12 protein-coding genes are annotated in these 12424 nt (G+C 67.4%); 4 read left to right on the forward strand and 8 right to left on the reverse strand.

Annotation, left to right across the window (positions count from 1 at the left end; genetic code table 11):
- Positions 1 to 113: 113 nt before the first annotated feature.
- Together ACFVIV_RS15730 and ACFVIV_RS15735 are read right to left on the reverse strand one after the other, a co-directional pair.
- Positions 114 to 875, reverse strand: coding sequence for an SDR family NAD(P)-dependent oxidoreductase (locus tag ACFVIV_RS15730; protein WP_379196693.1), 762 nt, complete (start codon positions 873 to 875; stop codon positions 114 to 116).
- Between the two features lie 30 nt (positions 876 to 905).
- Positions 906 to 2048 carry an epoxide hydrolase family protein gene (locus ACFVIV_RS15735; RefSeq protein ID WP_379196695.1) on the reverse strand — a complete coding sequence of 381 codons (1143 nt, stop codon included), beginning with the start codon at positions 2046 to 2048 and terminating at the stop codon, positions 906 to 908.
- A gap of 62 nt (positions 2049 to 2110) precedes the next feature.
- On the opposite strand from ACFVIV_RS15735, the gene ACFVIV_RS15740 reads away from it, so the two are divergent.
- Together ACFVIV_RS15740 and mraY are read left to right on the forward strand one after the other, a co-directional pair.
- Positions 2111 to 3073, forward strand: coding sequence for a helix-turn-helix transcriptional regulator (locus ACFVIV_RS15740; protein ID WP_379196697.1), 963 nt, complete (start codon positions 2111 to 2113; stop codon positions 3071 to 3073).
- A 76-nt stretch (positions 3074 to 3149) separates the two neighbouring features.
- The gene (gene mraY, locus ACFVIV_RS15745; RefSeq protein ID WP_379196699.1) at positions 3150 to 4211 is read left to right on the forward strand and encodes a phospho-N-acetylmuramoyl-pentapeptide-transferase; all 1062 of its coding nucleotides are present in this window, start codon (positions 3150 to 3152) and stop codon (positions 4209 to 4211) included.
- Positions 4212 to 4213: 2 nt separating this feature from the next.
- On the opposite strand, the gene ACFVIV_RS15750 is transcribed toward mraY, so the two are convergent.
- Positions 4214 to 4945 (reverse strand): ABC transporter ATP-binding protein, encoded by a 732-nt coding sequence (locus ACFVIV_RS15750; RefSeq protein WP_379196701.1) that lies wholly within the window; start codon positions 4943 to 4945, stop codon positions 4214 to 4216.
- A gap of 26 nt (positions 4946 to 4971) precedes the next feature.
- A complete protein-coding gene (locus ACFVIV_RS15755; protein ID WP_379196703.1) occupies positions 4972 to 6021 on the reverse strand; it encodes an ABC transporter permease in 1050 nt (349 codons plus the stop codon).
- 92 nt (positions 6022 to 6113) lie between these two features.
- On the opposite strand from ACFVIV_RS15755, the gene ACFVIV_RS15760 reads away from it, so the two are divergent.
- Positions 6114 to 7310, forward strand: a complete 1197-nt coding sequence (locus ACFVIV_RS15760; protein ID WP_379196705.1) for a sensor histidine kinase — start codon at positions 6114 to 6116, stop codon at positions 7308 to 7310.
- Entirely contained in the window at positions 7307 to 7945 is a 639-nt protein-coding gene (locus ACFVIV_RS15765; RefSeq protein ID WP_379196707.1) for a LuxR C-terminal-related transcriptional regulator, read from the forward strand. The genes ACFVIV_RS15760 and ACFVIV_RS15765 overlap by 4 nt, the downstream gene beginning before the upstream one ends.
- Positions 7946 to 7967: 22 nt before the next feature.
- On the opposite strand, the gene ACFVIV_RS15770 is transcribed toward ACFVIV_RS15765, so the two are convergent.
- The 4 genes from ACFVIV_RS15770 to ACFVIV_RS15785 are packed head-to-tail and all read right to left on the reverse strand — an operon-like array spanning position 7968 to position 12380.
- A complete protein-coding gene (locus ACFVIV_RS15770) occupies positions 7968 to 9902 on the reverse strand; it encodes an acetoacetate--CoA ligase (protein WP_379196709.1) in 1935 nt (644 codons plus the stop codon).
- 11 nt (positions 9903 to 9913) lie between these two features.
- Positions 9914 to 10741, reverse strand: a complete 828-nt coding sequence (locus ACFVIV_RS15775; RefSeq protein ID WP_379196711.1) for an HpcH/HpaI aldolase/citrate lyase family protein — start codon at positions 10739 to 10741, stop codon at positions 9914 to 9916.
- Positions 10738 to 11223 carry a MaoC family dehydratase gene (locus ACFVIV_RS15780; RefSeq protein ID WP_379196713.1) on the reverse strand — a complete coding sequence of 162 codons (486 nt, stop codon included), beginning with the start codon at positions 11221 to 11223 and terminating at the stop codon, positions 10738 to 10740. The genes ACFVIV_RS15775 and ACFVIV_RS15780 overlap by 4 nt, the downstream gene beginning before the upstream one ends.
- A complete protein-coding gene (locus ACFVIV_RS15785) occupies positions 11220 to 12380 on the reverse strand; it encodes an acyl-CoA dehydrogenase family protein (protein ID WP_379196715.1) in 1161 nt (386 codons plus the stop codon). The genes ACFVIV_RS15780 and ACFVIV_RS15785 overlap by 4 nt, the downstream gene beginning before the upstream one ends.
- Between the last annotated feature and the right edge of the window lie 44 nt (positions 12381 to 12424).

The following is a 12424-nucleotide window of genomic DNA, read 5'->3' on the forward strand; positions in this document are numbered from 1 at the left end:
ACCACGAACTGCGAATTCCGAGGAGATTAGCCAGCGCAGATGACGAGAACGTGTATTGCGGAGCAACAATCTGCGTGTTATCCACAATTCAATTGGCGCGCAGGTATTTCGGATCAGGCCGTTGCGCCGCCGTCCACGACCAGATCGTGACCCACCACGAAGCTCGATTCGGGCGAGGCCAGCCAGACAACGGTGGCGGCGACTTCGGACGGAGAACTAACTCGACCGGCCGGTACGGTAGTGGCGACCCGGGCATCGCGATCGGCCCGGGTTTCCCCCGGGCGGAAAGACATCGGGGTATCACTGGCGCCGGGGCTGACGGCATTGATGCGAATGCCGTCGGCAATGTGGTCGCGGGCGGCGGTCTGGGTCAGAACGCTCACCGCGGCTTTGGACGCGGCATATGCGGACAGCCCCGGGCGGCGGCCGTGCGCACCGATATTCGAGGCCATATTGATGATCGCGCCGCCGCCATTGGCTCGCATATGGGCGATTTCGTGTTTCATGGACAGGAAGACGCCGGTGAGATTCACATCGAGTACCGACTGCCAGACGTTCTCGTCCAAATCGGCCACCGGAGCGGCCTTTCCGAAAACGCCCGCGCTGTTGAAGGCGATATGCAGGCCGCCGTGGCGACGCACCACCTCGGCGACCATGTTCGCCGCCTGTGCGCTGTCGGTGACATCGGCTGTGAGCCAATCGATCCGGCCCGCCGGGGCATGGATCTTCGCGGCCGCCTCGGCGAGCTGTTCGGCGGTGCGGCCGGCCAGCACGACCGTGGCCCCCGCATCGGCGAAGGCTTGTGCGGTGGCGCCGGCGATCGCGCCGGCGCCTCCGGTGATCAGGACGACCTTGTCGTCGAAACGTGCGCTCATGACGGTGATCAATGCCGCGAGCGCGCCGCGCTATTCCATCAGTCCAGTGAAGAACGACTGGATATCGGCGGTATGGGCCGCGGGGAGTTCCATGGCGACGAAATGATTGCCGGTATTGCCCTCGGGCCAGTGCGCGATGCGGTTGCCGCGCTCGGCCAGGCGGCGCATGAGGGGCGAGCCACCGCCGTACACGCCCACGGGGACGAGCTTCTGGTCCGCGGGCCACACGAACCCGCCGTCGCCGAGACCGTTGTACATGGGCCACGAGGAGCTGGCGGCGGTATTGGTGAACCAGTAGAGGGAGATATTGGTCAGCAGGTGATCCCGCTCGACCGCGTCTTCCAGATGTTCTGCCAGCGGCGAGAATTCGTTGAACTTGTGCACCAACCAGGACAGCAGCCCGACCGGTGAATCGGTCCAGCCGTGCGCGAAAGTCTGTGCGGCCGAGGACAACAGCACATGGTGGTTCACCCCCGTCTGCCATTTCTGCATGAGCTCCCATTCGGACAGCTCCTCGGGTGTCATGGTGGGCACGTCGGCGGCCGAGGGCATGCCGAGGCCGCCGTCGATGTGGACGCCGACAATGCGGGCCGGGCAGGCCAGCGCCATCTCCTGCACCACATAGGCCCCCAGATCGCCGCCCTGAACACCGTAGCGGGCATAGCCGAGCCGGGACATGAGCTCGATCCACATCCGCGCCACATCGCCGGTCGTGAAACCGAGCTCGCGTGGGCCCTCGGAGAACGCGAATCCGGGCACCGACGGGATCACCACATGGAACGCTTGCGCCGACTCCAGCCCGTGCGCCCGCGGATCGGTCAGCAGCGGAATGGATTTGCTGAACTCCACGAAGGTGTTCGGCCAGCCGTGGGTGAGGATCAGCGGCAGCGCGTCCGGCTCGGGCGAGCGCACATGCAGGAAATGCACATCCAGGCCGTCGATCTCGGTCACGAACTGCGGAAACTCATTGAGTGCCGCTTCCTGTGCCCGCCAATCGAATTCGGTGCGCCAGTACTCGGCCAGCTCGCGCAGGTAGCCCACTGGAACGCCCTGGCTCCAGTCCTCGCCCGGCAGCGCCGCCGCCCACCGGGCCCGGCCCAGGCGGTCGTTCAGATCGTCGATATCGGCCTGCGGTACGTCGATGCGGAAGGGGCGAATCGCTTGGAATGTCATATGGGCTACGTTAGGAACCAAGTAGGACTGTTCTGGTCCTAATTGGAGAGGAGCCTTTCGGTATGACCGACACACCGGCACGACTCCTGCGCCTGCTGTCCTTGCTGCAAACCCCGCGCGAATGGCCCGGCCGCGAACTCGCCGACCGCCTGGGCGTCACCGACCGCACCGTCCGCCGCGATATCGACCGCCTGCGCGAACTCGGCTACCCGGTAGAAGCCACGCTCGGTGCCACGGGCGGCTACCGTCTGGTCGCCGGCGCCGCCATGCCGCCCCTGCTCGTCGACGACGACGAGGCCGTGGCCATAGCCGTCGGCCTGCGCGCGGCGGCGGGCTCCGCGATCTCGGGCATCGAGGAAGCCTCGGTGCGCGCGCTCGCCAAGCTGGAGCAGGTGCTGCCCACCAAGCTGCGCCGCCGCGTCCGCGTGCTGGGCGCGGCCACGGTGAGCTACAGCGCGCGGGACGCGGCGGTCGATCCCGAGATTCTCACCACCCTGGCCGCGGCCATCACCAACAAGGAACGCGTCCGCTTCGCCTACCTCTCCGCCTCCGGCGCCGAATCCCGCCGCAATACCGAACCTCTCGGCGTCGTCCCGCTCCGCCACCGGTGGTACCTCGTGGCCTTCGATCTCGACCGCGACGACTGGCGCATCTTCCGGGTGGACCGAATCGAGCGCCCCCACCCCACCGGAGCCCGCTTCACCCCCCGTCCCCTCCCCGCCGCCGACCCCGCCGCCTATGTGGCGGGCGAACGAACCGACTGGGGAGCCCCAACGCTGCACTACCGCATCACCATTCGGGCTCCCATCGATCAGATCGCCGGCCGGCTCGGCGAGGATCCGAGTGATCTCACCGCCGTCGACGACCGCACCTGCCTGCTGGAATCCACTCGGGAGGACTCCCCGGCCTGGCTGGCCCACCGCCTCCTCGAACTCGGATACGACTTCGAAATCGACAGTCCCCCAGAACTGATCACCGAACTGCGCGCCATTCACACTCGCCTCGAGCGCCTCCTCACGGGTTAGCATCCGACTGGCTCACAAGAGCCGACGTCTCGGTGTGACTGCCGGATTCGGGTTCGGCGGTTCGATGGGGGTGGGTATGCGGCAAGTGCTGTTCGCGGCGATGATCGCCTTGGCGGTGTCGATCACGGTGACGCCGGTATTGATCATGATCTTCGCCAGGAAGCGGTTCGGGCAGGAGATCCGGGTCGACGGGCCGGCGAGCCATCTGGCCAAGCGCGGGACGCCGACCATGGGCGGGATCGCGATCCTGATCGGGATGTGGGCCGGATATCTGGGCTCGCACCTGTTCGACGAGTCAGCGGGGATCTCGGTCTCGGGTCTGCTGGTGCTCGGGCTGGCCACGGCGCTGGGGGCGGTCGGGTTCACCGATGACTTCATCAAGATCCGCAAGCGGCGCAATCTGGGGCTCACCGCGGTGGGCAAATACATCGGGCAGCTGTCCGCCGCACTGGTTTTCGCGGTGCTGGTGCTGCGGTTCCCGGATTCGCGCGGGCGGACTCCGGGCAGCCGTCATCTATCGGATATGCGCGATATGACAATGGTGACGTTCAGCGTGCTCGCGTTCGTGGCCCTGGTGTGCCTGCTGGTGGTGGCCTGGTCCAATGCCGTGAACATCACCGACGGGCTGGACGGGCTGACGGCCGGATCGATGGGGATGGCGCTGGGGGCGTACACGCTGATCACCTTCTGGCAGTTCACCAAGGCGTGCGGGACCAAGCCCAGCGCGGGGTGCTACGACGTGCGCGATCCGCTGGATCTGGCCATAGTGTGCGCGGCGGGGGCGGCCGCGTGCATCGGATTCCTGTGGTGGAACGCGGCTCCGGCGAAGATCATCATGGGCGATACCGGATCGCTGGCGCTGGGCGGGCTGCTGGCCGGGCTGTCCGTCACCACCCGCACCGAACTGCTCATGGTGGTCATCGGCGGGCTGTTCGTCGCCGAGATCCTCTCGGTGGTACTGCAAGTGGCCGTCTACCGCACCACGCACAATCGCCTGTTCCGGATGGCCCCGTTCCATCATCATTTCGAGCTCGCCGGGTGGGCGGAAACCACGGTGGTGATCCGATTCTGGGTGCTGGCCGGGATCACCGCCGCCCTGGGGCTGCTGCTGTTCTACGGGGAGTACCTGGTCGCCTGAGTTCAGGCGCTGGCGGCCAGTGCCGGGGTCTCCCGGGTGAGGACGCCGTCGACCATGCGGTACACCGAATCCATCTGGTGCAGATGGGATCTGTCGTGGGTGACCAGCAGGGTGGCGGCGTGGTGCTCGCGCACGATGTCGATGATCAACTCGATGATGGCCGCGCCGCGCTCCTGATCCAGGGCGCTGGTCGGCTCATCGATGACCAGCAGCGACGGGTCGTTCATGAGCGCTCGCGCGATATTGACCCGCTGCCGCTGACCGCCGGACAGCTGGGCGGGCCGCTTGTGCTCGTGATCGGACAGGCCAACCGCAGCGAGCAGATCCCTTGCGCGGGAGCGGGCTTCGCGACGCCGGGAGGGGGAGACGAACCAGGTCCGGCCCAGATGAACCATGGCCTCGAGCTGTTCCACAGCCGTCAGCGCGGGAATGAGATTGGACTGCTGGAACACGATCCCGATGTGGTCGCGCCGCAACGCCGTGGCCGCTTTCCGGCTCAGTCCCGTCAGATCGAGGACCCCGGAGGCGGTTTCGAGCTCGATGCGCCCCGAATCCGGCCGGATGAGCGTGGATACCGCGGCCAGCAGCGTGGATTTGCCGGAGCCGGACGGTCCGGTAATGGCCGCGATCTCACCGCCGCGCACCCGCAGCCCCACCTCGTTCAGCGCCGTGATGCGCTCGGCCCCATCGGGAAAGGTGAGGGTGAGGCCGGTGACGTCGAGCTGATTGGTCATGGCGAAACTCCTGGGAGACATGGTGATCAGCGCGCCTGGTTGAGCGCGGTGAGCGGATCGGCGGTGGCGAGGAAGCGCAGCGCGAAGGCCGCGCCGAGCAGGCCGAGCAGGATCAGGGCGGCGGCCGGAACCAGGGTGGTGGCGGCGCTGAGGACGAAAGGCACGCTGTCGCCGAGGAATACGCCGGCCACCGCGGTCGCGCCGACCCCGATGCCGACCCCGGCCAGCAGCACCACCAGCGCCTGGCTCAGTGCGTCCCGCACCAGTGACCCGGTGCTCGCGCCGAGCGCTTTCAAGGTCGCGATATCGGGCTGCCGCTGCACCGTCCACACCGTGAAGAAGGCGCCGATCACCAGCGCCGAAATGGCGAACAGCATGACCGTCATGAGGGTGAGCGAACCGTTCTCGGCCTGATAGGAGGCCATGGCCGAGAGCGAGCCCGAGGTGCTGGTCGTGGTGGTGTGCGCCGCGGCGTTCACGGCCGCGAGATCGTCCGCACCGGAGACGGCGAGGATGGTGGCGGCCCCCGAACGCGGGTTCAGCGCTTGCCAATCCGAAAGCGTCATCCACATCACCGGTGTGTGCGCGTACCAGTCGTCGCCGGTCACGCCCTGCACGGTGAAGTTCCCGGAACCGAGCGCGACCGTGTCACCGGCCGCGGCGCCGAGCTCCTGCGCGGCGGCGCTGCTCAAGACGACCGAGCCGGATTCGGTAGCCGTGCGATTGCCGAAGGGTGTCCCGCTGACCCCGAACAGCGCGACCTGAGTGGCCGAGCCGCCGTCGTGCGTGGCCCGGGTCCGGCTGATGCCGATGGGGTCCACGGTGCCGCCGGTCTGCTGCCAGGCCCGGACCTGATCGACGCCCAGCGTGGACGCGTCGAAGGACGGCTCCGATCCGGTATCGGCGAACACCACGGTGTCGGTCCGCAGCGACTGGATCGCCGAGATGTTCTGGTGCGCGAGCCCGGCGGTGAGGCCGCTGAGAAAGGTCACCAGCAGCGCGACCAGGGTCACCACCAGGGTGATGAGCAGGAAACGGCCGCGGGCGGCCCGCAGATCTCGGAGTGCGACGAACATGACTCCACTCTGTCGTTGATCTTCCCGGGCTCCATCGCGCCGCGGAACCATTCGCACACCAGCCAACGGACGGTCGGCGTTTCCTACTTTCGATGGATGCCGCTGGAATAGCCGGGCATAAGCTGGTCGGCGTGCACCGCTCGCCGCTCACCCCTGTCTTCTCCGCCCTGCAGTTGGGGCTGCACGCGCTGGTGACGGCGCTGACGGTGGTCGTGGCCGTGCGGGCGATCGTCTCCGCGGAGCGCCCGGCCGCGATCGTGGTGCTGGCGGGGGTCTTCCTCGGCGTCTACTTCCTGGGCGCTCGCTTCCGGCGGAATCTGACCGCGGCCCGGGTGTGGCTGCTCGTCCTCACCGCGCTGTGGCTGGGCCTGGTGGCCTTCGTCCCGGACGCGGTCTATCTGGTCTTCGGGCTCTTCTTCCTCTATCTCCATCTGCTGCCGCGCTACTGGGGTCTGCTGGCGGTCACCGTCGCGACGGCGGTGTCGGTGGTGGGCTTCGCGGCGCATCGCGGCTGGTCCCTGGGCGCGGTCATCGGGCCGGTGCTGGGCGCGCTGGTGGCCGTGGCCATCGGCCTCGGCTATGAGGCGCTGTTCCGGGAGGCCGGCGAACGCCAGCGCCTCATCGACGAATTGCTCGCCACCCGGAACACGCTCGCCGAACAGGAACGCACCGCGGGCAAACTGGCCGAGCGCGAGCGCTTGGCCCAGGAGATCCACGACACGGTCGCCCAGGGCCTGAGCAGCATTCAACTGCTGCTGCACGCGGTGGAGCGCGCCGCCCCGGATCACCCCGCCCTGAGCCAGATTCGGCTGGCCCGCGAGACCGCCGCCGACTCCCTCGTCGAAACCCGCCACGTCATCGCGGAACTCACCCCCGCCCCGCTGGACGGGCACTCCCTCAGCGAGGCGCTCAAGCGCGTCGCCCGCCGCGCCGCCGCGCCCGGCCTGGACGCCCAGGTACTCGTCGAGGGCGATCCGCAGCGCCTGCCCATGCCGATCGAGGCCGCGCTGGTGCGCATCACCCAGGGCGCGGTCTCGAATGTGGTGCGCCACGCCAAGGCCGAGCGCATGCGCATCACCCTCACCTACGCCGACGACGCCGTCCACCTGGACGTGGTCGACGACGGCGTCGGCATCGATCCGGTCGTGCTGGCCCGGAACCCTTCCGGCAGTTTCGGTCTCAACGCCATGCGCAACCGGGTGGAGCAGCAGGGCGGCATCATGAACGTGGAATCCGAACCCGGCCACACCGCCGTCACCGTCTCGTTCCCCTTGGAGGACCAGGAATGATTCGCATCCTGCTCGCCGACGATCACGCCATCGTCCGCGCCGGACTGCGCGCCCTCCTGGATTCCGGTGTGGCCGAAAGCGATTCCGCCGCCGATATCGAGGTCATCGGCGAGGCCGCCACCGCCGAGGACGCCATAGCCTACTGCTCCACCACCCCGGTCGACCTGGTCCTCATGGATCTGCGCTTCGGCCCGGGCAAGTCCGGCGCGGACGCCACCGCCGCCCTGCGCGCCCTGCCCGACCCGCCCAATGTGCTGGTAGTCACCAACTACGACACCGACGCCGACATCCTCGGCGCCATCGAGGCCGGTGCGGTCGGCTACATCCTCAAGGACACCCCGCCCGCCGACCTCCTGGCCGCCGTGCGTTCGGCCGCCGAGGGCGAAAGCGTCCTCTCCCCCGCCATCGCCTCCAAACTCATGACCCGAGTCCGCAAACCCGACACCACCCTCAGCCCCCGCGAAATCGAAGTCCTCCGCCTGGTAGCCGACGGCCACTCCAACCGCGAAATCGGCAAACGCCTCTTCCTCAGCGAAACCACCGTGAAGTCCCATCTCGTGCACATCTATTCGAAACTCGACGTCAAATCCCGCACTTCAGCAGTGGCCCGAGCCCGCGAACGCGGCGCCATCTGACCAACCAAAGGGGTTGCCCCAGTTATCGAGAGCGCTGCGCCGAGTACCATTCGAGGAGTTCGGGGGCGTCAACCGCGGTCGGCGCCACGACCTTCGACGCCTCCGCACCCTGGAAGATCTTCTTGATCGGGACTTCCAGTTTCTTGCCGGTGCGGGTGTGCGGAATACCCGGCGCTTCGATGATTTCGTCCGGCACGTGCCGGGGCGAGACCTCGGTGCGAATGGTGGCGTTGATGCGGGTCTTCAGCTCCTCGGTGAGTTCCGCTCCCGGGCTGAGAACCACGAACAACGGCATCCAGTACCCGCCGTCGGGTTGTTCCGCACCGATGACCAAGGCTTCCGCGATTTCCGGCAGCCGCTCCACCGCTTGGTAGATATCGGCGCTGCCCATGCGAATGCCGTGGCGATTCAGCGTGGAATCCGAGCGACCGTGCACGATGATGCTGCCGTGCTCGGTCAGCGTGATCCAGTCGCCGTGCCGCCACACGCCGGGGAACATGTCGAAGTAGGCGTCGTGGTAGCGGGAGCCGTCCGGATCGTTCCAGAATCGCACCGGCATGGAGGGCATGGGTTTGGTGATGACCAGTTCGCCGACCTCGCCGCGCACCGGATTGCCCTGCTCGTCCCAGGCGTCGAGGGCGACGCCGAGGTAGGGCGCGGAGAGTTCGCCCGGCCAGACGGGCACGGTCCGGACGCCGCCGATGAAGGCGGAGACCACATCGGTGCCGCCGCTGATGGAGGCCACCGGAATGTGCTCGCCGACATTGTCGCGCAACCAGAGTGAGGACGACGGGGGCAGCGCGGACCCGGTGATCCCGACCAGCCGGACGGCCGAGAGGTCGTGATCGGCGCGCGGCACCGAACCGGCCTTGGCGCAGGCCAGGACGTATCCGGGGCTGGTGCCGACGACCGTCGCGCCGACACGCGCGGCAATCGACCACAGGGCGTCGGTGGCGGGCGCCGAGGGACTGCCGTCGTAGCAGACGACGGTGGCGCCGACCAGCAGCCCGGCGATCTGGAAGTTCCACATCATCCAGCTGGGGCTGGTGTACCAGAAAAAGGTGTCGCTCGGCCCGATATCCGATTGCAGGGCAACGGCTTTCAGGTGTTCGAGCAGGACGCCGCCGTGGCCGTGCACGATGCCCTTGGGCTTGCCGGTGGTGCCGGAGGAATACAGCACCCACAGCGGATGATCGAAATCCACCTGTGCGGAATCGATGTCGGTGACATCGAGGTCGGGTCGCAGATCATCCCAGGACGAGACCTCCGGCAGCGTGCCGCCGAAGCGCGATACCAGCACGGTGGCGCGCAGCGTCGGCAGCCCGGCCCGCAGCGCCTCGATATCGGCGGTCTTGTCGTGCACCTTGCCGCCGAAGCGGTAGCCGTCGGCGGCGACGAGCACCGTCGGCTCCAGCTGACCGAGCCGGTCGAGTGCCGCCTGGGCGGAATAGTCCTGGCCGCAGGCACTCCAGATGGCGCCCAGGCTCGCGGTGGCGAGGAAGGCGATCACGGCCTGCGGAATATTGGGCAGGTATCCGGCCACGCGGTCGCCCGGCCCGACACCCAGCTCGCGCAGCCGTTTGGCGAAAGCCACAGTGCTGCCGAGCAATTCGGCCCAGGAGAGTTCGGCAATCGTGCCGTCCTCGTCGACGGCGACAATGGCCGGGCGATCCGTGCGCGCCTGCCGCGCGACCTGGTCGACGTAGTTCAGCCGTGCACCCGGAAACCACTGTGCTCCAGGCATTTCCGTACCGGCCAATACCTGGTCCGGCCGCTCACCGAGATAGAAGTAGTCCCACACCGCACCCCAGAACCCGGCGAGGTCGTCGACCGACCACCGCCACAGCGCCTGATAATCCGGCAGGGACTCCCCGGTCCGCTTCTCCACGAACCGGGCAAAGCTGGTGACATCCGCCTCGATAATGTCCAGATCGGTCGGCGTCCACTGTGGTTCCATCGCGCTACCTCCTACGATGCCGGACTGCCGGCGCGCTGCGCCCGCGCCACGATCCGCTCGGCATGCCGGATGACCGGCATATCCACCATCCTGCCCTCGAAGGTGAACACACCCGGCTGATTCGGCACCTCCGCCAGCAGCCGGCGCGCCCAGTCGACCTCCGCGGCGGCGGGCGCGTAGGCGCGGCGAATGACCGGAATCTGGCTGGGATGAATGGCGACCTTGGCGTCGAAGCCGACGGCGACCGCATCCTCGGATTCGGCGGCCAGCCCGTCGAGATCCGGAATATTCAGATACACCGAATCGAGCGCGAATTTCCCGTAGGCCTTGGCCGCCAGCAGGGATTGCGAGCGCACATGCCGTGCGACATCCCGATAACTGCCGTCGGCGTGCCGGCTGGAATTGCCGCCGAGCGCCGCCACCAGGTCCTCCGCACCCCACATGACGCCGATGGCATTGCGCACCATGACCGCGCGCCCGACCGCCATGGCGCCCAGCGGGGATTCCACGAGTGCGATCACCTCGTAGTCCGACAGGCGCGTGATCTGTTCGGCGGATTCGCATTTCGGCAGCATGATGCGCCGGTATTCGGTGCGCACCAGGGCGTCCACATCGAGCATGTGGTCGAGGGTGCCCGCGGCATTGATGCGCACCACGGTGCGTTCGGGATCCAGCGGATTGGCGATCAACGCCTCGCGGGCCGCGGCCTTGTCCGCCTCAGCGACGCCGTCCTCCAGATCGATGATCACCACATCGGCTGCCGCGAGGGCTTTTCCATAGCGTTCGGGGCGATCGGCGGGGCAGAACAACCAGGCGGGTCCGGGCATTTCCCAGCTCATGAAGGCTGCTTCCTGACGAGGGTTTTGCGAACGGCGGTGGCGACGATATCGCCATGCTGATTGCGTCCAGTATGTGCGAAGGACACGATGCCCTCGCCTGGACGGCTCTTGGATTCCCGCAGTTCCGTCACCACGGTTTCGGCGTACAGGGTGTCGCCGTGGAAAAGCGGTTTGGGGAAGGCGATCTCGGAGAAGCCGAGATTGGCGACGATGGTGCCCTGGGTCAGCTGCGCCACCGACAACCCGACCAGCGTCGAGAGCGTGAACATGGAATTCACCAGCCGCGCGTGGAACGGCGGCAGCGCGTCGGCGAACGCGGCATCCAGATGCAGCGCCTGGGTATTCATGGTCAGCGTCGTGAACAGCACATTGTCGGCCTCGGTAATGGTGCGGCCGGGCCGGTGCTCGTACACCACGCCGGTTTCGAATTCCTCGAACCAGAGGCCGCGCTGTACGACTCGGCGCGGGCTGTCGTCGGTCACAGCCCGAGCTCCCGCCCGATCAGCATCAACTGCACCTCCGTGGTGCCCTCACCGATTTCCAGGATCTTGCTGTCGCGATAGTGCCGCGCCACAGCATATTCGTTCATGAAGCCGTAGCCGCCGAAAATCTGGGTGGCGTCGCGGGCATTGTCCATGGCGGCCTCGGAAGCGACGAGTTTCGCGATGGCGGCCTGTTTCTTGAACGGTTTTCCGGTGAGCATGAGCGCGGCCGCGTCGTAGTAGGCGGCGCGGGCGGCGTGCGCGCGGGCCTCCATGCGCGCGATCTTGAAGGCAATCGCCTGATTGCTGCCGATGGGGCGGCCGAAAGCCTCGCGCTCCTTGGCATACCGGACGCTCTCGTCCACACAGCCCTGCGCCGCGCCGACCGAGAGCGCCGCGATGGCGATCCGGCCCTCGTCGAGAATGCGCAGGAAGTTGGCGTAGCCGCGGCCGCGCTCGCCGAGCAGGTTCTCCGCGGGCACCCGCACATCGGTGAAGCTGAGCGGATGGGTGTCGGAGGCATTCCAGCCGACCTTGTTGTAGGCGGGCTCGGCCACGAATCCGGGAGTGTCGGTGGGCACCAGGATGGTGGAGATCTCCTTCTTGCCCTCCGTGGTCCCGGTGACGGCGGTGACGGTCACCAGGCGGGTGATATCGGTGCCGGAGTTGGTGATGAACTGCTTGGAGCCGTTGATGATCCAGCTGTCGCCGTCCAGCACGGCGGTGGTGCGGGTGCCGCCCGCGTCACTGCCCGCGCCCGGTTCGGTGAGCCCGAAGGCGGCCAGCGCCCGGCCGCTGGTCAGCTGCGGCAGCCACTCCTGCTTCTGCTTGTCGTCGCCGAACCGGTAGATCGGCATGGCGCCCAGCGAGACTCCGGCCTCCAGGGTGATGGCCACGCTCTGATCGACCTTGCCGAGCTCCTCGAGAGCCAGGCACAGCGCGAAATAGTCGCCGCCCATCCCGCCGAACTCCTCCGGGAACGGCAGGCCGAACAGCCCCATATCCGCCATGCCCTTGACCACCTCGTACGGGAAGGTGTGCTCGGCATCGTGCTTGGCGGCCACGGGAGCCACCACCTGATTGGCGAAATCCCGCACGGTGAGCGCGAGTTCGCGGTACTCATCCGGAAGTGTCCCGGTGGAGAGGAAGTCGGTCATCACATATCCCTGATCTGATCGGCGGTAGCTGAGGCGGGTGTATC

The sequence above is a fragment of the Nocardia sp. NPDC127526 genome (assembly GCF_042672265.1).
In the GTDB taxonomy this organism is placed as follows: Bacteria; Actinomycetota; Actinomycetes; order Mycobacteriales; family Mycobacteriaceae; genus Nocardia.

What these genes read in the sequence shown, in the direction of transcription:
- ACFVIV_RS15730 (WP_379196693.1), bottom strand. Translation starts at nt 875, where the DNA reads ATGAGCGCACGTTTCGACGACAAGGTCGTCCTGATCACCGGAGGCGCC.
- mraY (WP_379196699.1), top strand. Translation starts at nt 3,150, where the DNA reads ATGCGGCAAGTGCTGTTCGCGGCGATGATCGCCTTGGCGGTGTCGATC.
- ACFVIV_RS15785 (WP_379196715.1), bottom strand. Translation starts at nt 12,380, where the DNA reads ATGACCGACTTCCTCTCCACCGGGACACTTCCGGATGAGTACCGCGAA.
- ACFVIV_RS15740 (WP_379196697.1), top strand. Translation starts at nt 2,111, where the DNA reads ATGACCGACACACCGGCACGACTCCTGCGCCTGCTGTCCTTGCTGCAA.
- ACFVIV_RS15770 (WP_379196709.1), bottom strand. Translation starts at nt 9,902, where the DNA reads ATGGAACCACAGTGGACGCCGACCGATCTGGACATTATCGAGGCGGAT.
- ACFVIV_RS15775 (WP_379196711.1), bottom strand. Translation starts at nt 10,741, where the DNA reads ATGAGCTGGGAAATGCCCGGACCCGCCTGGTTGTTCTGCCCCGCCGAT.
- ACFVIV_RS15735 (WP_379196695.1), bottom strand. Translation starts at nt 2,048, where the DNA reads ATGACATTCCAAGCGATTCGCCCCTTCCGCATCGACGTACCGCAGGCC.
- ACFVIV_RS15765 (WP_379196707.1), top strand. Translation starts at nt 7,307, where the DNA reads ATGATTCGCATCCTGCTCGCCGACGATCACGCCATCGTCCGCGCCGGA.
- ACFVIV_RS15750 (WP_379196701.1), bottom strand. Translation starts at nt 4,945, where the DNA reads ATGACCAATCAGCTCGACGTCACCGGCCTCACCCTCACCTTTCCCGAT.
- ACFVIV_RS15755 (WP_379196703.1), bottom strand. Translation starts at nt 6,021, where the DNA reads ATGTTCGTCGCACTCCGAGATCTGCGGGCCGCCCGCGGCCGTTTCCTG.
- ACFVIV_RS15760 (WP_379196705.1), top strand. Translation starts at nt 6,114, where the DNA reads ATGGATGCCGCTGGAATAGCCGGGCATAAGCTGGTCGGCGTGCACCGC.